The sequence below is a fragment of the Shewanella sp. P1-14-1 genome, assembly GCF_001401775.1.
Lineage (GTDB): Bacteria > Pseudomonadota > Gammaproteobacteria > Enterobacterales > Shewanellaceae > Shewanella > Shewanella japonica.
In genome coordinates, this window is record NZ_LKTL01000030.1 from 20,602 (window position 1) to 42,589 (window position 21,988).

The 21,988-nt window shown below is 41.8% G+C and carries 19 protein-coding genes; 3 read left to right on the forward strand and 16 right to left on the reverse strand.

Going from position 1 to position 21,988, the window contains the following annotated elements:
- Positions 1-291: 291 nt before the first annotated feature.
- The 9 genes from purF to fabB all read right to left on the reverse strand — a co-directional run bounded on the left by purF (position 292) and on the right by fabB (position 12,637).
- Positions 292-1,803 (reverse strand): amidophosphoribosyltransferase, encoded by a 1,512-nt coding sequence (gene purF / locus AN944_RS18405; protein ID WP_055026113.1) that lies wholly within the window; start codon positions 1,801-1,803, stop codon positions 292-294.
- A 33-nt stretch (positions 1,804-1,836) separates the two neighbouring features.
- The gene (locus AN944_RS18410) at positions 1,837-2,325 is read right to left on the reverse strand and encodes a CvpA family protein (RefSeq protein ID WP_055026114.1); all 489 of its coding nucleotides are present in this window, start codon (positions 2,323-2,325) and stop codon (positions 1,837-1,839) included.
- A 115-nt stretch (positions 2,326-2,440) separates the two neighbouring features.
- Positions 2,441-3,037, reverse strand: a complete 597-nt coding sequence (locus AN944_RS18415) for an SPOR domain-containing protein (protein WP_055026115.1) — start codon at positions 3,035-3,037, stop codon at positions 2,441-2,443.
- 13 nt (positions 3,038-3,050) lie between these two features.
- On the reverse strand, positions 3,051-4,343 hold the full coding sequence (gene folC / locus AN944_RS18420; protein WP_055026116.1) for a bifunctional tetrahydrofolate synthase/dihydrofolate synthase: 1,293 nt from the start codon (positions 4,341-4,343) through the stop codon (positions 3,051-3,053).
- 42 nt (positions 4,344-4,385) lie between these two features.
- Positions 4,386-5,171: a tRNA pseudouridine(38-40) synthase TruA gene (gene truA, locus AN944_RS18425; protein ID WP_055026117.1), complete on the reverse strand. Its 786-nt coding sequence runs from the start codon at positions 5,169-5,171 to the stop codon at positions 4,386-4,388.
- 127 nt (positions 5,172-5,298) lie between these two features.
- On the reverse strand, positions 5,299-8,850 hold the full coding sequence (locus tag AN944_RS18430) for a FimV/HubP family polar landmark protein (RefSeq protein ID WP_055026118.1): 3,552 nt from the start codon (positions 8,848-8,850) through the stop codon (positions 5,299-5,301).
- Positions 8,851-9,028: 178 nt separating this feature from the next.
- A complete protein-coding gene (locus AN944_RS18435; protein WP_055026119.1) occupies positions 9,029-10,045 on the reverse strand; it encodes an aspartate-semialdehyde dehydrogenase in 1,017 nt (338 codons plus the stop codon).
- A gap of 2 nt (positions 10,046-10,047) precedes the next feature.
- Positions 10,048-11,214, reverse strand: coding sequence for a 4-phosphoerythronate dehydrogenase (locus tag AN944_RS18440; RefSeq protein ID WP_055026120.1), 1,167 nt, complete (start codon positions 11,212-11,214; stop codon positions 10,048-10,050).
- 211 nt (positions 11,215-11,425) lie between these two features.
- Positions 11,426-12,637, reverse strand: coding sequence for a beta-ketoacyl-ACP synthase I (gene fabB / locus AN944_RS18445; RefSeq protein ID WP_055026121.1), 1,212 nt, complete (start codon positions 12,635-12,637; stop codon positions 11,426-11,428).
- Positions 12,638-12,902: 265 nt separating this feature from the next.
- Here fabB and mnmC point away from each other — a divergent pair, with 265 nt between their 5' ends.
- Both mnmC and AN944_RS18455 read left to right on the forward strand, forming a co-directional pair.
- Complete coding sequence (mnmC, locus tag AN944_RS18450; RefSeq protein WP_144430225.1) at positions 12,903-14,954, forward strand: FAD-dependent 5-carboxymethylaminomethyl-2-thiouridine(34) oxidoreductase MnmC; 2,052 nt, start codon at positions 12,903-12,905, stop codon at positions 14,952-14,954.
- 21 nt (positions 14,955-14,975) lie between these two features.
- Positions 14,976-15,449, forward strand: a complete 474-nt coding sequence (locus AN944_RS18455) for a hypothetical protein (protein ID WP_055026123.1) — start codon at positions 14,976-14,978, stop codon at positions 15,447-15,449.
- Between the two features lie 2 nt (positions 15,450-15,451).
- On the opposite strand, the gene AN944_RS18460 is transcribed toward AN944_RS18455, so the two are convergent.
- The 6 genes from AN944_RS18460 to prmB all read right to left on the reverse strand — a co-directional run bounded on the left by AN944_RS18460 (position 15,452) and on the right by prmB (position 20,778).
- Positions 15,452-15,997, reverse strand: a complete 546-nt coding sequence (locus AN944_RS18460; RefSeq protein ID WP_055026124.1) for an RNA methyltransferase — start codon at positions 15,995-15,997, stop codon at positions 15,452-15,454.
- A 25-nt stretch (positions 15,998-16,022) separates the two neighbouring features.
- Positions 16,023-16,298, reverse strand: a complete 276-nt coding sequence (locus AN944_RS18465; RefSeq protein WP_055026125.1) for a YfcL family protein — start codon at positions 16,296-16,298, stop codon at positions 16,023-16,025.
- Positions 16,299-16,301: 3 nt separating this feature from the next.
- On the reverse strand, positions 16,302-17,444 hold the full coding sequence (locus AN944_RS18470; RefSeq protein WP_055026126.1) for an ATP-NAD kinase family protein: 1,143 nt from the start codon (positions 17,442-17,444) through the stop codon (positions 16,302-16,304).
- A 74-nt stretch (positions 17,445-17,518) separates the two neighbouring features.
- Positions 17,519-18,700 (reverse strand): MFS transporter, encoded by a 1,182-nt coding sequence (locus AN944_RS18475; RefSeq protein ID WP_055026127.1) that lies wholly within the window; start codon positions 18,698-18,700, stop codon positions 17,519-17,521.
- The gene (aroC, locus tag AN944_RS18480) at positions 18,701-19,795 is read right to left on the reverse strand and encodes a chorismate synthase (protein WP_055026128.1); all 1,095 of its coding nucleotides are present in this window, start codon (positions 19,793-19,795) and stop codon (positions 18,701-18,703) included. It abuts the gene before it with no gap.
- 38 nt (positions 19,796-19,833) lie between these two features.
- A complete protein-coding gene (gene prmB / locus AN944_RS18485; protein ID WP_055026129.1) occupies positions 19,834-20,778 on the reverse strand; it encodes a 50S ribosomal protein L3 N(5)-glutamine methyltransferase in 945 nt (314 codons plus the stop codon).
- An 80-nt stretch (positions 20,779-20,858) separates the two neighbouring features.
- On the opposite strand from prmB, the gene smrB reads away from it, so the two are divergent.
- The gene (gene smrB, locus AN944_RS18490; protein ID WP_055026130.1) at positions 20,859-21,383 is read left to right on the forward strand and encodes an endonuclease SmrB; all 525 of its coding nucleotides are present in this window, start codon (positions 20,859-20,861) and stop codon (positions 21,381-21,383) included.
- Positions 21,384-21,475: 92 nt separating this feature from the next.
- Here smrB and sixA read toward each other — a convergent pair whose 3' ends face one another.
- On the reverse strand, positions 21,476-21,949 hold the full coding sequence (gene sixA / locus AN944_RS18495) for a phosphohistidine phosphatase SixA (protein WP_055026131.1): 474 nt from the start codon (positions 21,947-21,949) through the stop codon (positions 21,476-21,478).
- Positions 21,950-21,988: the final 39 nt, after the last annotated feature.

Genomic DNA, 21,988 nt, shown 5'->3' on the forward strand with positions numbered 1-21,988 from the left:
AATCTTAATTCCTTTTAGTTTCACTCAATCACTGTTTATTCATTTATTGTTTGTATCTGCACATTATAAGCGATAATGCTCATGCAAGTTTGAAAATGTATATAAGTTGATCATTTGATGGATTAGTTCGACGATATTTCCAGCTCACTAGCCTTATAGGTTTACATCAGCCCATAAAAACACACATCTGTATTACCTATAAATCTCTATAATAATCAGCTGTTGATGGGATTACACGCACAAAAAAGCCAGCTTTCGCTGGCTTTTCAAATGCAATGACGTCACGTCAAATTAAGGATGACAAACGTTGTGCATCTCTAAGTTAGTACCAATGTCTTTGCTATTTGCTTTAGCATCGTCATTACGTAACTGTGTTAGGTGATCTAAGTAAGCTTGGTCAACATCGTTCGTGATGTATTGACCATCAAATACTGAGGTTTCAAAACGTTTAATTTCTGGGTTTTCCATGCCGACTGCATCAACTAAGTCAGTTAAGTCTTGGAAGATAATACCGTCAGCGCCAATGATTTTAGCAATTTCATCAGCATCACGGCCATGAGCAATAAGCTCATTAGTGGTTGGCATATCAATACCATAAACGTTAGGGAAACGGATTTCAGGAGCAGCAGAAGCAAAGTAAACTTTCTTCGCGCCAGCTTCACGAGCCATTTCAATAATTTGCTCAGAAGTGGTACCACGAACAATAGAATCATCAACTAATAATACGTTTTTGCCTTTAAACTCAGTGTTAATAGCATTGAGTTTACGACGAACAGACTTCTTACGCTCTTGCTGACCTGGCATGATGAACGTACGGCCAATATAACGGTTTTTCACGAAACCTTGTCGGTAAGGAAGGTCCATACAACGTGCTATTTCTAACGCGATATCACATGAGGTTTCAGGAATTGGAATAACCACATCAATGTCGTGATCTTCCCATTCTTTTTGAATTTTAGCGCCCAACTTTGCGCCCATATTTACACGGCTGCCGTAAACAGAGATTTTATCCATTGACGAATCAGGACGTGCAAAATAAACAAATTCGAAAATACATGGTGCATAGCTTGGTTCAACTGCACATTGGCGAGTAAATAGCTGACCATCTAATGAGATATAAATCGCTTCACCTGGGGCTACATCACGCATCACTTCAAAGCCTACGGCATCTAGTGCAACACTTTCTGAAGCAACCATGTACTCAGTACCCGTTGGTGTTTCATGCTTACCAAGTACTAAAGGACGGATACCGAATGGGTCGCGAAATGCCACTAAACCTTGGCCGATGATCATCGCGGCTACTGCGTAAGCACCACGGGTTTGGGCGTGTACTTTAGCAACTGCATCAAACACTTCATCAGCACTTAACGTTAAGCTTCTTGTTTCTTGAAGCTCATCAGCTAACAAGTTAAGTAACACTTCAGAATCTGAGGTGGTATTAACATGACGACGCTTTTTCACAAGGCCTTCAGCCAACTCAACCGTGTTGGTTAAGTTGCCGTTGTGCGCTAATGAAATACCGAATGGTGAGTTAACATAAAATGGCTGTGCTTCAGAAGCACTTGAACTACCTGCTGTTGGGTAACGCACGTGTCCAATACCGGCTTTACCTTGCAGGCGCTGCATATGTTTTACTTCGAAAACGTCTTTAACTAGTCCATTTGCCTTACGTAAACGAAACGCGTTCTTGTCAACAGTCACAATACCTGCTGCGTCTTGACCACGGTGCTGAAGCACGGTCAATGCATCATAAATGGTTTGATTAACCGATGACTGACCAACTATTCCGACGATACCACACATGGGTAAGCTTCCTCATTGTAAGATGTTTTATATTTATATTTTGGGTACAAAGCTGGAGGTATTTTCCAGATAGTCAAAAAACCACTGAATAACCACACCAAATTGGGGTACAAGTTCTGATTCTTTCCACCAGTCCTGATTTGGCGAACCGGTAAAAGCATCAAGAAAAAATAATATCGCGCTGACAATTAATGCCCCGCGTAAGGCACCAAAACACAAGCCTAAGACTCGGTCGGTGCCTGATAAACCGGTTTTAGAAACCAGTTGACCAAGTAAATAGTTAACTAACGCGCCAATGATTAGTGTGGCGATAAATAAGATGGCAATGGCTACGCCATTTCGCATAGTTTCGTCGCTCATTTGAGTCAAATGAACGGCTAAATCTTGATAAAATTGGCTAGCAATAAAGAAGGCAGCAAACCATACCACTAAAGACATGGCTTCTTTGGCAAATCCGCGAACCAAACTGATGACAGTTGATATGCCGATGACGATGAGAATAGCGTAATCAATCCAAACCATTGAGATGGGGATCCGGTATAGATGTTAAGACGGCGCGATTCTAACAGAGACAGAAAACTTTCTCACCCACTGCTAGATAAATTGACTTTGCGCTGTACCAAACAATAGTGAATAGTTAGTTTTCTAGGGGATTGTATTTAACAATTTTACCTTGAAGACCCGTTATTTTTTTAATTTTCTGTTGCTGAGTTTTTAGCTTGTCGGCCGATAAATCTGGGCCAACAAACACCTTTGTGAGCGAGCCATCAATTGGTTTTGCAGGTAAGGTATAAGCGGTAAACCCATTTTGACGCAGTTGTTTTACTAACCCTTCAACATTTTTGGCATTATTAAAACCACCGAGTTGTAGCGTATAACCCGCTTTAATTGGGGTCGCTTTTTTCTCTACAGGCTCAGATTTAGCCACTTGCTGCGTTTGAGTATTCGTTGGTTTTTTAGCAGGTTCAGTTTGAGCTTGCTCCACAGATTCTTCTTCTGAAGAGCTAACCAAGTCTTGAGTCTGCGCGATTTCTTCGACTTCAAAAGTCTCAGGTTTATACCCTTCACCGATATCATCTTTAGCTTGTTCAGTGATAACAGGGCGAAGTGGGATTTCGGTAAATTGTTCGACTTCTCGTTGTTTTTTCCCATCGAGCAAATCAGGTAAAAAAATCACCCCGAGCGCCACAATTACGACAGTTCCAACTAAACGATTTTGAAATTGAGCAGACAATGTGTATTCCCTTTTATAATAATTCGCTAAAGCCAGCCACAGTGTAAAATGAGCCAAAAACAATTACCACATCATCAGTGGTAATATTTGCATTAAGACTTTGCCATGCTTGATTTATCGAAGAAAAATGTGATGATTTTAGCGGTGGTTCATGTTGTGCAAGCATACCAGCTAATGCAGTGGCCTCTAGCCCTCGTTCCACTGGTAAATCAGTAAAGTACCATTCATCAATAACGTCTTTCAGTTCAGACAAGACTGCGGCTGCATCTTTGTCTTTTAACATGCCACATAAAGCAATAATACGTGCAGGTTTATATTGCTGTAACTGGGAAGCCAAATATTTTGCTGCATGTGGGTTATGCGCCACATCGACTAACACTTTTGGGCTGTCTTGTACTTGCTCTAAACGCCCAGCTAATGATGCTCTAGCAATACCCGTCATAATATCTTTAGGGCTAATGCTTGGCCAAGTTTGCTCGATTACTGCAACAGCTGTGGCGGCATTGGCAAGCGGCAGTTTTGGTAAAAGCAACTTATGAAAGACACAATTAGCACCAATGTACTGCCAAGTGTCACCATTAAGGTGGTAATTAAAGTCATGGTTAACACGATAAACATTCGCATTAATTTCTGCTGCGTAATCTAACACAGTGTGAGGCAGGTCAGGCTCGCCGATAATAGCTAGGCATTCAGGACGAAACACGCCTGCTTTTTCACGCCCGACTAGCTCGCGGGTATCACCTAAGTATTCTTGATGGTCAATATCAATCGAGGTGATCACACTGACATCAGCATCAATAATATTGGTGGCATCTAAGCGCCCACCTAGCCCAACTTCCAATAGCACGACATCAGGCTTTTCAATATTAAATAAGTACAGGCCAGCTAAGGTTGCATATTCAAAGAAACTCAAGGATATAGTGGCACTATCTGGCAAATTTCTCGCTGTTTCGATTGCATTAAATGCTGCTATTAACGCGCTGTCAGAAACATCTTGCTGATTAATCCGCACTCGCTCATTAAATCTTAATAAATGCGGTGAGCTATAAACGCCAACGGTAAAGCCAGCTTGCATTAATACTGACTCAATCATGGCGCAGGTTGTCCCTTTACCATTTGTGCCAGCGACAGTAATCACTTTTGATTGAGGGGATAGTACATTTAATCGCTTAGCGACCTCTGTTACACGCGTTAACCCCATTTCAATTTCAGTTGGATGAATAGATAAAAGATAATCCAACCACTGAGACAAGCTTGCCGAATCTGTCGGTGCTGAACAAGGTTGATTGTCACTAACTGAACTCATGTTATTCCTTAACTCAATGTCATTGATTACAGGATGGATTAATCAATCCAACATAAATAATGGCCCCATAGGTGGCTTAGGTAACTCATAATGCTCAGGGTAAGTTACATCCACTAAATATAGACCATTAGGCTTAGATGTTGGTGCGGCAAACTTGCGATTTTTTAGCGCCAAAAGCTCATTGACCCACTCGACTTTTTGATTAGATTGTCCAATCTCGATGAGTGTACCAACAATATTTCGCACCATATGATGTAAAAAAGCATTCGCTTTAATATCCACAATAATGAATGCGCCTTGGCGAGTGACATTCACAAATTCTATCGTTCTTACTGGACTATGAGCTTGGCACTGTAACGCGCGAAAACTAGTAAAGTCATGTTCGCCAACAAAAAGTTGCGCCGCTTGATGCATTAATTGATGGTCAAGTGCGTAATGATAGTGACTTAATCCGTGACGTAATATACCAGGCCTAAATTCACTATTATCAATAATATAACGATATCGACGCGCCGTGGCAGAAAAGCGAGCATGAAATGTATCATCGACTTCTTTTGCCCATCGAATGGCAATATCATCTGGTAATTTGGCATTGACCCCTAAGGTCCACGCCGACATTTGACGTGTAGATTGGGTATCAAAATGGACCACTTGTCCAGTACCGTGCACACCTGAGTCTGTTCGACCTGCACAAATAATTTCAATGGATTCATTGGCTATTGATGATAAAGCGGCTTCGATTTTTTCTTGCACAGACACAACTTCTTTTTGTCTTTGCCAACCGAAATATTGACTACCATCGTATTCGACACCTAACGCCACACGCATTGAAATTACCCTCAGATTTAAAGAGCGCGCATTTTAGCACAAAAAAAACGGCGCATGCATTTAGCGCCGTTTGTTCGCGATGAAATAGGAAATTAATCGAATGAATGATGATTAATTAATTTCCTGCTTAACTCATCTCGTCAAGTAGTTTACCAGCTTCAGTTTGCTGGCGTTCATTACCGTCAATTTGAACTTCTTTTAAGATTGCTTTTGCTGCATCTTCATCTTCAATTTCAATGTAGGCTCTGGCTAAGTCTAACTTGGCGTTCACTGAGTTTTCTTCATCGTCAACATCAATCATTTCAGCATTACCAATGAGTGAGTTCACTTCGCCCATTTCAACAGCAACATCTTTATATTGGTCGCTAATTTCGACATCTTCATCAGCATCATTTAACAATTTATCGATGTCGATAAAGCCATTTTCTTGCTCGAAGGTATTTAGCGCAGTATCTGAAACCATGTCAGATGGCTCATCAGAATCTAACCTAGCATCCTGTTTATTACTTTCTTCTGCATCAAGAGCTGCTAGCGCTTCATCAACCGTTAAATTGTCATCGGTTAATTGGAAGGTCTCGTCATCGATATCATCAACTTGCGCTTCCGATGCTGGATGATTTGACGCTTGTTGGAATAAATCAGCTTCCCAATCAAGACTCGCTGCATCCGCTTTTTTAGATTTTAAATCGTCGAAAAAGCCTGACTCTTTCGACAATGCCTCTGTATCAGGTTGTTGTTCGATGATGGTATCTGGCTCATCGGCAGATAATCCCGCTAACATGGCATCAAAATCTTGTTCTGAGATGCTGTCCTGCTCATTTATTTCTTCATCAGATACAAATAATGGAACGTCATCTTGTTCATTAAGTTCAAGCTCATCAAGATCGGTCTCAAGTGTGTCGGCCACCTTTGGATCAATAACTTCACTGTTGCTATTATCTAACTCACTCTTGTCTGAATCACTCTTATCAGTATCACTCTTGTCAATGTCACTCTTATCAATATCAAAGTCTTCAACATTGAAATCAGCCAATAATGCGTCCAATTCATCAATATCAGAGTCTTGCTCATCATGACTTTGCTGCACTTGTTGATCGGCTTGCTCAGCTGCTAATAACTCAGCAACTAAAGGATCCTCTTGCTGCTCACCGGTCGGTATATCATCTTGAATATTCAGTGTTGATTCATCACCCGGTGCAAATTTCAACTCATCTGAAGATTCGGTATTATTTACCGAAACTGGCTCTATTGCTTCAACATCGGCTAGCAACTCATCTAAATCTGATTCAGACACCGCGGTGCTTTCTTCTAACGTTTCAGCAAACTGATTTTGAGCTTCATTTGTAGAGTCCGTTTCTAAATCAGAAATAAGCGAGTCAATATCATCATTATCAGTGTCAATGGCTAACTCAGATTCAATTTGCTCAAGCTCTGCTGTCAAAACTTGTTCAACATCTAATCCGTCGTTGCTTAATGGAGCAAACTCTTTATCTGTATCAACATCAGCAAGGAGGTCATCAATATCGGACGATTCATCCAAACTGACAGCAACATCCTCTTCGAGCTCTGCGGCAATCTCTGCAGTGAAATCTTGCTCTTGTTCTGCAGGTACATCTATTGAAGCAAGTAAGCTGTCGATATCATCTTCTGCACCACTTTGAGTATCTATTTCAGCTGACTCTTCTGCGACAGACTCATTAAGCGCTGGTTCATCAATTGCTGATTCATCAAAGCCTGCTAGTAAGCTATCAATGTCATCTTGCGCATCACTTTGACTATCTGTTTGAGCTGGTTCTTCTGCGACAGACTCATTAAGCGCTGGTTCATCAAAGCCTGCTAGTAAGCTGTCAATGTCATCTTGTGTATCACTTTGACTATCTATTTGAGCTGGTTCTTCTGCGACAGACTCATTAACCGCTAGTTCATCAATTGCTGGCTCATCAAAGCCTGCTAGTAAGCTGTCAATGTCATCTTGCGCATCACTTTGACTATCTGTTTGAGCTGGTTCTTCTGCGACAGACTCATTAACCGCTGGTTCATCAATTGCTGGTTCATCAAAGCCCGCTAGTAAATTGTCGATGTCATCTTGCGCATCGCTTTGACTATCTGTTTGAGCAGGCTCTTCTGCGACAGACTCATTAACCGCTGGTTCTTCAATTGCTGGTTCATCATTTGCTGGTTCATCAAAGCCTGCTAGTAAGCTGTCAATGTCATCTTGTGCATCACTTTGACTATCTATTTGTACTGGCTCTTCTGCGGTGGACTCATTAACCGCGGGCTCTTCAAAGCCTGCGAGTAAGCTATCAATATCATCTTCTGCAGCACTTTCATCTGAGTCACTGTCGGCAGGAACACTGTCAACAGGTAATGGTTCTTCCAATGAAGTCTCAATGACATCATCATTGGTATCGAGCCCTTCAAGAAGGCTATCTAAGTCATCCTCATCCGCTTCAAGCGGCTGCATGTCCTCTTCTTGCTCTTCCATCGCCTCAGCCCAAAGATCATCTAAAGAAGTGCCTTCATCAGATTCTTCCGCTGGTTCTTCTTCGGTGATATACATATCAGCATCAGATTCACCATCGAGAGTGAGCTCTCCTGTATCTTGGTTATCTAGATCTAATAAGTCTTCAATGTTTTCTGGCGATTTCTCATCTTCATCTAAGTGAACCGCTAAATTATCAATATCATCGACTTCTGATACGGTCTCTTCACCAGCTTGATCAATCACAGGCTCTGTTTGAGCTGCAGACTCAGGTTCTGTTTTATTTTTACGACGCATGAGCCAGAAGATAGCGAGGAAAATAATAATCAGTGGTAATGCTGCAACAATTGCTAGCAAAATCATATTATCTGACAATGAGCGCCAAAAATCTGTTGGCTCTTCAATAACCTGAGGCTGATTATTTTTTTCAACTAATGCCTGATGTTCTGTATCTAATGCTTGATACTTCTCGGTAAGTAATTGCAAATCCTCTTGCATTGCAGATAACTGCAAAGAGAGTTCTTGGATTTTTGCTTTCAATGCATTGTTATCTGCATCTTTGACTAATAATGTATCCTCAGCGCGAGCCAGTTCATCAGTCAGTGACAATGCTTTGGTTTGCGCGTCTTCTAATTTCGCTGTTAGCTCGTCAATTTCAGGCTGCGCTAATAAAGCCGCTTGCTGAGCCAATTCTTCAGCAGTCGGTTGCTTGGCAACAATTTGTAATGGTTTTTTACCCGTCGCAGGCACTGATGTTTCAACGGCAGTAGTATTGTTCGTTGCAGGTTTAGCCGGATTAGCGTTGGGTAATCTCTTGTCATTATTTTCGGCGCGTAACTTAGCATCTGCAGCACTGATCTGTGCCATCACATCAGCCGATGGCACGAGTAAGGTCATGCCACGTTCAAGTGAGTTGTAATTATTACTACTGAACGCATGAGGGTTAGCATCAAATAATGCCGCCATCACTTGATAAACAGAGACGTTCTGGTTTGGCCTAACTTTTTGGGCAATACTCCAAAACGTATCCGAAGAAGTCGTTGGCCCATATTGACGGGTTGGAGCGTTGACAACTTCTCCATTGGGGCCGGTAATTTTGAGCGTTTCTGCGTGGGCAGGCTCGATAATTTGAGATGCGGAAACAGCGGCCAATGCACAGGCCATCATGCCAACAAAATAAGAGGTTCGAAAAATCATCAATCTTTCCCTTTGAGCGCGATCGGGTTGTCTTCATGACAACTGGCTTTAGGTAATTGTTTTTATTAATTACGACTATAAACCAGAATTAGTCACCCTGCTACTGCTGACAGCGGTAAAACGAAAAAAGCCTGCAGGCTGCAGGCTTTTTAGTCTAAATAACTCTATTCATAGTAGATTAATAATAATCTCTGATCAGAACTTCAGCTATTTGAACACTGTTTAAAGCAGCACCTTTACGGATGTTATCGGCCGTAACCCATAAATTTATACCGTAATCGTGAGAAATATCTTTTCTTACTCGGCCAACAAATACAGGGTCGGTACCTGCTGAGTCAGTTACTACAGTAGGATAGTCTTCATCATTCTCGAAAAGCACCACACCTTCAGCGTCACGTAAAACCGCTTTAATCTGTTCAGCTTCAACAGGTTGACGAGTTTCTAAGTGGACTGCTTCTGAGTGACCATAGAACACAGGAACACGAACAGCAGTTGGATTAACAACGATATCGTGGTCACCAAAAATCTTTTGAGTTTCCCACACCATTTTCATTTCTTCTTTGGTGTAGCCGTTTTCCATAAACACATCGATTTGTGGTAACACATTGAAAGCGATTTGCTTTGGATAAACTTTATTTTCAGCAGGTAAGCCTTGTAACAATTTAGCGCATTGCCCTGCTAATTCATCAATAGCTTGTTTACCTGAGCCAGACACTGATTGGTAAGTTGCCACGTTAATACGTGAGATACCAAATGCATCATAAATAGGTTTTAATGCCACTAACATTTGAATGGTTGAGCAATTAGGGTTTGCGATAATGTTTCGATTACGGAAGTCAGCAATCGCTTGTGGATTAACTTCTGGCACAACTAACGGTACGTCAATGTCGTAGCGGAAATGTGAAGTATTGTCGATGACCACACAACCATGCTCCGCTGCTATTGGCGCCCATTTAGCTGAAACGTCACCACCAGCTGAGAAGAAACCAATTTGTGCTTGGCTCCAATCAAACGTGTCCACATCAAGAATTTCTACTTGTTTACCATTAAAGCTTACGGTTTCGCCAGCACTGCGGCTACTCGCTAATGGGTATAAGTTTGCGACTGGGAATTTTCGCTCTTCAAGGATCTCAATCATAGTTTGACCCACTGCGCCCGACGCACCTAAAACAACAACATTAAATTCCTGTGACATAATTAACGCTCGACTCCTGAAAAACCTAATTTAAACATCCAATCTACCTCACAATGACCCGTGTTGACTAGCGACAATGCACTAAATTCACGTCGATGAGTGTGATTTTTTCTCATATGGTCAAACCCATGGTTATTAAGGAAGCTATTTCTAAACAAATAGTCGTCATCAGCGAGGTTGTAGACCAATCTTGCTAGCGTGAGTAATTGAGTTTCAGATACCTTGTCAGTGATGTGTAACTGACTAATGTTAAATTTAGGCAGTAAGTTCAACAGCGATTTTTGGTGTTCAAGACCAAAGATTTCACACAGTTTTTCGAACAACATATAAGTGCCGCGAGCTTTACCTTCTAAGCTGTATCCTGCGATATGTGGCGTCGCAAACTCAACAAGTGGCACTAATTCTGGCATAGGGTTAGGCTCGCCTTCCCACACATCGAGTACCAGTTTGAGATCATCCCGTTGTTGTTTCACCTTAATCAAAGCGCGATTGTCAATAACCTCACCACGGCAACAATTCAATAACCAAGCATGCGGTTTTAATTGATTCAATTTAGCTTCGTCAAACAAGTACCAAGTTTTGTGCGGTCCAGTTTTAGTGATAGGAACATGTAAGCTTATTATGTCAGCTTGCTCAATAATGGTGTCTAACGACACAAACTGACGGGAATTTTTGTCGCTGATATTAGTCGCGCTGCGGTTCGCTAACTGCTGTTCCTCAAGTAATGGATCGCACAATAAGACCTTCATACCATAAGCATTAAGACAATGCTCAAGTGCGCTACCTGTGTTACCCGCGCCAACAATTCCTACCACTTTGTCTTTTAAAGGCTGTTTGAATCGTTTAGCTAATTCCAGCATAGCAATAAAGGCAAACTCCCCCACAGCTGCTGCGTTACAGCCAGGTGCATTAGTAAAAGGGATATTACGTTGTTCTAGTAAGGCTAAATCAATATGATCAGTACCGATGGTGGCACTACCAACAAATTTAAGTTTATTGGCTTGTGATAACAACTCTGCATTCACTTTAGTGACAGAACGGACTAGAAGAACATCAACATCAATAAGCTGCTCTGGCGTTAACTGGCGACCATTTACACGGGTAATCTCTCCGATTTCACCAAATAACGCTTCGACATACGGCATATTCTCGTCTGCAACTATGTTCATTCTAATGTTTGACCTTATTTATGTGAGTTATCCGATCATTCTATCAACTAATGACACTCAGCAGTTATCTACAAAAAGAAATAAAGTGTTCTTAATTGGTAATTTGACTGACTGTCAAAGTGGGTTAATCGCAATAAAAAAGCCTTTAGCATTCAGCTAAAGGCTTTATCGATATCAAAACACTAACCTACGCCAGCGATGAGATAATATATTACTTCATTTTACGCATAACTAATGTGGCATTAGTTCCGCCAAAGCCAAAACTGTTACTCATTACAGTCGTCAGTTCTGCATCACGATATTCTGTAACCAATGGGATGCCAGCCGCTTTTTCATCTGGAGTATCAATATTAATGCTAGGTGCAATAAAGCTGTTTTCCATCATTAATAAGCTGTAGATGGCTTCATGAACACCTGCAGCACCCAAGGCATGACCAGTCATAGACTTAGTCGACGCTACTGGTGGAATATTGTCTTGGAAAACTTCATGAATCGCTTCAAGTTCACGAACATCACCAACAGGAGTCGATGTGCCATGAGTGTTGACGTAATCAATCGGAGTATCGACATCAGCAAGTGCCATTTGCATACAACGCACAGCGCCTTCACCAGAAGGTGCCACCATATCGTAGCCATCTGACGATGCACCATAACCAATGATTTCAGCATAAATTTTAGCGCCACGAGCTAATGCATGCTCAAGCTCTTCAACAACAACGATTCCGCCGCCACCAGAGATAACAAAACCATCTCGGTCAGCATCATAAGTACGCGATGCTTTTTCTGGGGTTTCGTTATATTTCGTTGATAATGCACCCATTGCATCGAAGCCCATTGTTAGGGTCCAATCCAATTCTTCTGCACCACCAGCAAACACCATATCTTGCTTACCCATTTGGATAAGCTCGGCTGCATGACCAATACAATGCGCAGAAGTTGCACAAGCAGAACTGATTGAATAGTTCATACCTTTAATTTTAAATGGTGTGGCTAAACATGCACTTGCCGTACTCGCCATAATACGAGGAACAATGTAAGGACCAACACGTTTTACGCTTTTTTCACGTAACGTATCTGCCGCTTGAACTTGGTTTTTAGACGAAGCACCACCTGTACCAACAACTAAGCCAACACGATGATGAGAATATTGTTCTTCTGTTAAGTTGGCATCACTGAGCGCTTCTTGCATTGCAATGTATGCATATGCGGCAGCATCACCCATAAAGCGTAACGCTTTACGATCAATGTGGTCCGCTGGGTTTAATTTAATATCTCCCCACACATGACTGCGTAATTTCATTTCTTCGAATTGGTCAGAATGGGTAATACCACTGCGTCCAGCTTTTAGTGAATCTGTCACTTCTTGCTTGTTATTACCGATGCTAGAAACAACACCTAAACCTGTTATTACGACTCTTTTCATTATTTGCTATCCATTTTGTACATGTCAGTACCTAATTTTGCTGCCGCAATGATATCCGCTTTAGACGAATAAAGTGGTCAGCTTTCAATAAACATAGGTAAAATAATCTCAATTGAACCACATTGAGTAATGAGCTTTGACCCAAATAACCACTGACTTCCCTATAGTTACCCGAGATTGTGCAACAATATCGACTAATTTTCCAAGTAGTTACTGTCAAAACCCTAATTATGCAGCAAGCATAAGGCATTATTATGAAACTGTCTTGTCCAACAAGGCAAACTCAACTAAAAGCTGCTTGATTGGGCAAATTGGCTTCGGTAACGCCATGGAAATCATGTTGTTGTGGCAATTATCTCAACAATTAAAACGTCCTGTAAGGCTGAGTGTTTTTGACCCCTATTCAATTAACAGCATTGAGTTGGGTCAATTTTTAGCAATGCCGCAAAATCAAGCAACGATTAATTCACAGCACTTAGCGGAGTTTTCACAGCAGTTACAAACTGCTTGCATTGCCAATATTCAAGGTTGTCAGCGGCTCATATTTGATCATGGTCAATTCATTGTTGATATTTATTTTGGTGATATTGAGCATAACCTTAAAGGTATTCAAAGTGTCGAAGCTGATGCAGTTGAGTATTGGCATTGCCTTCCTCATACGACCTCAACTGAGTATATAGATCACCATATTTCAGAAAAATTGTTTTGGCAGATGGGAAGGTTAAGTAAAGATAATGCATGCTTTTATGCTTATCCGCAGGAAATTGACCGTGTTGAATCTTCAGCGATAACAGTATTAGCGAGTCAATCAGGCTTTATCATCAATGCGCAAAGTGGCAATAGAGATGACATTAGCAATACCAGTGAACGCTCAAGTACGCCAGATTGCGACATTCCTGCTGCTGAAAGAAAAGCATTAAGGTATTCCCATCAGCGCCAGTACGCTTATTGCTTACCCAGTGCAAGCGCTCAACCTACGAATACATCGACTTCAAAAGAGAGTGTGGCCATTATCGGCGGTGGTATTGCAGCGGCTCACCTTGCACTATCGCTCGTAGAAAAAGGCAAAAACGTCACGATTTATTGCAAAGACAGTATGCTTGCTGATGGAGCTTCAGGTAATAAACAAGGCGCTATTTATCCGCTTTTAACGCCTGATAACAACTTAATGAGCCAATACTTTCAGCAGGCTTTTTTATTCAGTCGACGTAGGCTTAAGCAACTTGAAAATGCAGGTTACGCTGTTGAGCACCAGTTTTGTGGCGTGTTACAAACGGGGTTTGATGAGCGTAGCGATGCAAGATTAACTAAAATCATCCAAGGACAAGCTTGGCCAAGTGAAGTTGCAGCCCAAGTGTCACCAAGTGAAGCTAATATGCTCGCTGGTATCACCATAGATAAGCCTGCCTTTTACTACCCTTGGGCTGGTTGGATTTGTCCGCATCAATTCGCTCAATCGGCCGTAGACTATGCGCAAGCTATTGCGAAAAACAGAGGGCTTACAGTCGAGATCAGACTTAATACCCCAATTAGTGAACTAACTCGTCAAGGAACCCTTTGGCAGTTAAACACGACTGAGCAAACCTCAGGCTTACACCCTAAATCCCCCCCTAACTCGAACAAAAACTCTGCGGTACAATCATTTCTTCATTCTGAGGTCGTTGTTGCATCAGGGGCGCAACTCACTGAGTATCAACAAACAAAACAACTACAAGTCACAGGCTTTAGAGGGCAAGTAAGCCATATTCCGTCAAAAGGACAATTAACTAAACTTAATAGCGTTATTTGTGCTCATGGTTATTTAACCCCTGAAAATAATCAGCACCATTGTGTTGGCGCTAGTTATGTAAAATCGCCTGATGACTTACGTTTTTGCCCTACCGAGCAACAAGAAAATGCGCAAAAAATGCATCATAGTTTTCCACAAAGAGACTGGGTGAGTGATATTGATGTATCAGACAACAACGCCAGAGTGGGTGTCAGAATGGTCACAAGAGACCACTGTCCTATGATGGGGCTTGCACCAGATATTGACGCCATATTAAATCAATATAATACCGAGCCTTTGGATCAACATCAGCTCACTGTAGCCAGTCGTGACTTTTGGCGTCATCACTCCGCACCAGTATATAGCGGACTTTATGTTTTAGGTGGGCTCGGCTCAAGAGGACTAAGTTCAGGACCTTTGGCAGCAGAAGCTTTAGCTGCAATGATTTGTCATCAAACCCCACCGATCAGCTATGACATGTTTGCAATGCTAAACCCAAATAGAATGTGGTTAAGAAAACTATTGAAAGGTAAATCTTTGCTTAGCTAAAACCCCGATAAAGGAATAACAATGAATCAGCAAATACATCAAGCGTATCTAGGCGAACTGTATGGCATTGCCTTTTTTACGTTATTTAAAAATATTGAAGAAGACGCCACGCGTATTGCGTTGTGGGATAAATTAATTGAAGTTGAAAGCATCACTGCGGAGATACTGTTGTCTCACTTATTAAAACAACCTGAAACATATCCCTTTGACGTGGTAACCATGACTGAAAAAGGTCAGCAAGATGCACGCAAGTGGCTACACCTTCCCTGGGAAGAGTTATTAAAAACACTTTATGATTGGGCTAAACCCTACGAGCAAGAATACCGTGACTGGCAAGCCTCTGCGACAGAGCATCAATCAATCATGACTATTATCGCACAACATGAAACAGCCATTTTGAACTGTTTTTCAGCTGAATTACAACAAAAAAATGGCCAAGCATATCTTGACCATTATTTAGAAAACACCCAATTATCTAGCATCAAAAGAGGCTGAAGTTACTTCAACCATTTTTTGACTTTAGTTCGATTATTGTTATCTCGGCTTTCTTTGATCAGTTCATCATCTGCTGTCACTTGAGCACTTTTCGATAAACGATCATAAAGCAACACATTGACTGAGGCCGCAAGGTTCATACAACCAACAGTTGGCACATAAACCACCTCATCCGCAGCATCAATAATTTGCTGCGGTATGGTGCCATCCTCAGGACCAAAAATATAAAAGGCATTTTGAGGATGTTCAAATAAAGGCAATGGCGTTGCGCCAACAACAAGATCAACACAGACCAACTTACTGTCTTCAGGTACTTGTTCCAGCAATGATTCAACGCGAGTTAATGGAATGGTTTTAGCTGCATTTTTAGTATCAACGTCATACTGAGCCTCACCTGAACGGGCCGCTAATTCATATCTATTTCCGGTATAGAAAACTGAATTAGCTTGATAACAACCAGCCGCGCGCATGATGCCACCTACATTTACTGGCGTTTTAGGGTTAACAAGGCCAATCATGGCACTGTGCTTTTGAATAGATTCAGTCATGCCTTTTACTTATTTAAGTTCATGCTTATTGAATTTCACTGATAATTTGACGCAATTGTTGCCAAGCCGATTTTACCAGTTCAAAGTCAGCGGTTTCTAATTCATCATCAGCCAATCCCAAGCAATCTACCATTTTGTCGTCAAGCGCCTCTAAACTTGTAGATTGTTCCTGTTCCAGTTGAGACAAGACGACAGCGATGTGACCTTGTAGGTATCCACAGGCAAATAAGGCATCATCATCGCCATTAGCAACCGTATTTTCAATCCACCCTTCTAATGCTGCATCATACTTCTCTAACATGGTCTAACTCTCCAATAAATCTGGGTTGGCAACTTGGTACATCACGTAATCATGATATCCAGTGGTAATTTTATAATAACCACTTAATGCACTATCTAATTCTGGGTCGCCACTATCCACAATTAATGGCCTTCCATCAAGTGCTTTTAACTTAGTTTTTGTCGCAAGAATAATTATATTGTCTTTTCCTATCCGTTTTATCAGTTCAGGAGACAATTGCTGATTACCCCGTCCTAGAATATGTCCTTGCCCACCAATCAAGGTGATCACTAATTTAGTCGGCTTATTTTGGGTCAGCTCGAGTAATTGGTTTGCAGTAACATCACTGGCAACGATCTGCTGCTCATGAATAACATCAACACCCAATAAGGTGTTATCTAAATTAAGCTCTTCCATAACCGCTGCCACAGTGGAGCCACTGCCGATGATATATAACTCATCTTCCATTTGATTTATAACATCTGCTGCGATATCAGCTAATACAAGCTCATCGACTTCTTTGCCGCCCATTTTTACCGCTTGGATATATCGTGGCTCTGCAGGAACGAGCATTTCACCAAATCGTTTGGCTTTTACCGTTCCTTTTCTGAATGCTTCTTCGTCAATATCCATCACATCAGCGGTCATCAAACTCACTAACTCACCTTGAAGTAGCATGCTCACGACAACCCCAGCAGCGTGAGGGGTAATTGCGTACACTCCGGAATGGATTTTTACACCAGCAGGCACGCCTAAAACAGGTAATGAATCATCAACGACTGAATAGATATCTCTAGCAGTGCCATCGCCACCAGCAAACAGTAACAAGTCGAGTGATTCATCTTGCAACGCTTTTACAGTTTGCTTTGTATCCGTTGCAGAGGTGTTGTTATTACTACTCCTTGGTGATATCTGATGAACACAGTTGACCGAAAAGCCTAATTCAAGCGCTAAAGTTTCACCCATATCACCACTGGCGGTCACAATATCAATTTGTTCGCTAAAGGGCTTTATGACAGTTAATGCTTGCTTCATTCTCAATCCGGCTTTAGCTTCAGCCCCTCTTGAGATCGCCAGCTCTGCCACATTATCAGACCCCTTTAACCCAACACTGCCGCCTAAACCTGCTAAAGGGTTAATAATTAAACCTAACCTAAAACGCTTCACTGCATACAATCCTTTCATTTATATCTAAGCTGGGCGATAAAGCCCTTTCTTTGTCACCCTTTGCCCATCACTTTCTATGGGCTAATACTGTCACTTTTTATAATGGGTTTTGGCTCAGTAATCGCTAACGCTGCAATGAGTGATAATCCTGCACACGCTGCGGCAAAAAACCAAGTATGGGTTGAGCCTGAGCCATCCCCCCAAATAACGCCACTTATCCAAGTGCCAATTGCACCACCTAAACCAAAACTCAAACTGGCATATAGCGCTTGGCCTTTACTGCGATGGGCAATGTCAAAATTGCGATGAATAAACTGGATTGAGGCCGCATGGGTTAACCCAAATGTAAAGGCATGCAACGCCTGACTCAATGAGAGTAAAGCAATATTATCCACACCATATGCTAACAAAACCCACCTTAATACCGTTAACAAGATACTGACTAGTAGAAGTAATTTAACCCCAAATCGACCTAATAACCTCGGCGCCAACATGAACATTAAAATTTCAACGACAACACCTAAAGCAACAAATAAACCGGCAACGCCCTCTGAATAACCAGCCTGTTTTAAATACAACACAAAAAAGCCATAAAATGGCCCGACACTCATTTGAAGTAAAATGGCTGAAATAAGAAACCAAACAACTGCAGAAGATAATTTAAGCGGCGGTCTTGGTGCTGAACTTGACAGTTTGACGCGATTACTCGGCAGAGCCATGGCACAAATAAACATGCCGATAAATAATACCATTCCAAGCGCTGGCACAATCTCAGCGCCAAATTCACCAATAGCAAATCCCGCGGCAATCACCAAGCATATATAACCGACACTTCCCCAACTTCTAATTGCACCGTAACGATGGGATTCATCGCCTAACGACTCTAATGTAATCACCTCTAGCTGAGCTAAAATTGCATTCCAAAAAAAAGTATAAATCATCAAACTGATGGCAAGGTAAGTCAAACTGCCATCAAAGAAAAAACTGACATAAGTGATAGCAGCTGCCGCTGAACCGAACTTGACTAGCTCTGAACGCATTCCAGTTCGGTCAGCAACCATTGCCCAAACATTAGGTGCAACAATCCGAGTTCCCATCAATATCGCCATAAGAAAGCCGATTTCTTGCGCGTTAAAGCCACGGTTATCAAAAAAGACACCGAGATATGGAACCATTAAACCGAGAATTGAAAAAAAGAAAAAGTAACAAGCGCTGAGCCAACGGGCGTTGGGCTCAGCAGATACAGCGTTGGGCATTTATTTCATACCAATAACAGGAGTTTGTGAAACAACATCTTGGTTTTGAGCGCGATGACGAAGTAAATGATCCATTAACACAATTGCTAACATGGCTTCAGCAATAGGCACAGCGCGAATACCGACGCATGGGTCATGACGACCTTTGGTAACAACATCAGCAGTTGTGCCTTGTGCAGTCATGCTTTGTCCCGGCACTGAAATACTTGAAGTCGGTTTAAGAGCAATGTGCGCAACTATCGGCTGACCTGAAGAAATACCGCCTAATACTCCACCAGCATGATTTGATTCAAACCCTGCAGGTGACATTAAATCACGTCCTTCAGACCCTTTTTGGGTTACCACACCAAAACCATCACCAATCTCAACGCCTTTAACTGCATTAATCCCCATTAGAGCATGAGCTATATCGGCATCCAGTCTATCGAATACTGGCTCACCTAAACCTACTGGTACACCTGTCGCTGCAACAGTGATTTTAGCGCCAACAGAGTCACCTGACTTTTTCAAATCACGCATGTACTCATCAAGTTGCTCTAATTTTGATGCATCAGGGAAAAAGAATGCGTTTTGTTCTACTTCGTTAAGATCAACCGATTCTGCACTGATTGGGCCCAGTTGCGACATGTAACCGTTAATCTCAATGCCATGAACCTGCTTAAGGTATTTTTTCGCAACCGCACCAGCAGCAACCCGCATGGCTGTTTCACGGGCTGAAGAGCGCCCACCACCACGGTAATCACGTAAACCATACTTTTGTTGGTAGGTATAATCTGCGTGACCTGGGCGGAACAGATCTTTAATGTTTGAATAATCTTGACTACGTTGATCGGTATTTTCAATCAATAAACCAATGGATGTCCCCGTGGTTTTGTCTTCAAATACCCCAGACAAAATACGCACCTCATCAGGTTCACGTCTTGCGGTTGTATAACGAGAGGTACCAGGGCGACGACGGTCTAGATCGCGTTGCATGTCTTCAACAGTTAATTCAAGACCTGGTGGGCAACCATCAATAATACAACCTAATGCAACACCATGACTTTCACCAAAAGTCGTTACGACAAAATTCTGACCTATGCTATTTCCTGACATGCTATCTGCTTACCTCAACGTAATTCATTTAATCGTTATTATTCACTATCTTTATAGATGGCGAAAAGTGATTCATTTTCAACTAGCTGGTCGTAGGTGAGAACAAATACGCCATCGCCGCCAAATTCAAATTCAACCCAAGTGAAAGGAACATCAGGGAATTGCTCAATTAAATGGACCATTGAGTTACCCACTTCGACCACTAATAACCCATCTGGAGTCAAATAGTCAGCCGCGTTCGCTAAAATACGCTTAGTTAAATCTAAACCATCACGTCCAGATGCTAAACCAATAGCAGGCTCATGATGGTACTCATCAGGCATATCACCAATGTCTTGTTCATCTACGTATGGTGGATTAGATACGATCAAATCGTATTGTGGCCCTTTAGGAATTGCTGAGAAAATATCTGATTGAATCGGGAATACGCGGTCAAGTACATTTAACGATTCAATATTAATTTGCGCAACTTCTAAGGCATCTTCACTAATATCAAGTGCATCTACCTCAGCATCTTCAAATGCATAAGCACAAGCTATCGCAATACAGCCGCTTCCGGTACATAAATCCATCACACGATTAACAGGTTTATTGTATAACCAAGGACTAAAGCCATTGTTGATCATTTCAGCAATGGGTGAACGAGGCACTAATACTCGTTCATCGACATAGAACTCTAAATCAGCAAAACGCGCTTTATTCGTCAGGTATGGCACAGGTAAGCGCTCACGAACACGACGAATAATTAATTCAACGATTTTGTGTTTTTCGCTACTGGTTAAATTTGAATTTACCACCTGTTGGCCAATCTCTTCAGGAAGGTGTAATGCATGAAAAACCAAAGAAATCGCTTCATCCCACGCGTTATCAGTTCCGTGCCCATAATAAATGTTCGCATCATTAAAACGGCTTACAGCCCAACGCAACATATCGCCAACGGTTCTTAATTCGGTGACAGCTTCATCTACAAAGATTTTATCCAAAACATAACTCCTGAAAAATTGTTCCTGACCATTGTAACTGAAGTCTATTAAGATGACCTAGAATTCAATACAATAGCGCCATGAATAAAGAAAATAATCCCGACTTTGCACTGTTTTCAGAGCAATTTGGCGGTATTAAGCCGTTAAATCAAGACAGACATCATTTTAAACAGTCGGTCAAATCCAAACAACAAGTCGAAGTAAAAGAACAGCAGGTTTATGCTGACAGTTACTTTTCGGATAATTATCAACCAATTTTGCCTGTTGAAGGTCCAATGCGTTGGCTAAACGACAACGTAGATAAAATTGAGCTCAAGCGTTTAAGACGTGGAGATTATCAACCAGATCTGCTACTAGACTTACATGGTATGCGCCAAGCAGAAGCCAAACTTGAACTAGCTGCATTATTGCAAGCTTGTGTCAAACAGCGCGTACTTTGCTGTTGTGTTATGCATGGTTATGGCTCGGGTATTTTAAAACAACAACTACCGATGTGGTTGGCTCAACATCCTAAAGTCAGCGCCTTTCATCAAGCACCGAAAGAATGGGGAGCAGACGCAGCATTATTGGTCTTAGTGGATATTGATGACAATACCAAAGGGTAATCAAACGAATCTGAAAGATTGGCTGTGCAAACATTAGTGACGGCATGTAACAAAATGGCAGCGGTCGCTGCCATTTTTTATGATAACTCAGTTTAAGCACTCATTTGCGCAGGTGTTTGCATTAAATCAAAGTGACCACCATGCTCATTACGCTCAATAGATGCTATCGCTGAAGTCGCAAAAATGGGCGGTTCCATACCAGCAACTAGCTCGCTAACCATATAACCTAAAATAGGCATGTGAGCGATAACTAACACTTTTTTTGCTTGATAATGTTCGGCATAAGCCAAAATCGCATCAACGGCAATTTGCGGGCTACCCGAAGGGGTAATGTCGTCTAGTACTAACCATTTGTTTGGCTCAGGTAAATGTTTTGCCACCTCTTGCCACGTTTGTTGTGCTCGTAGATAAGGGCTAACAATAACTAAGTCCACACTGCTGACTTTTTCCGTTAACCAATTCGCCATTGCGTTAGATTGAGTTCGACCAAGTTGTGATAGCATTCTTTCTCTATCGGACGGTGCATCGAAACCCGCTTCACCATGTCGCATTAAAAATAGCTGCATACTTCTCTCGCTACTCATTATTATTGTGTTTATAGGTTA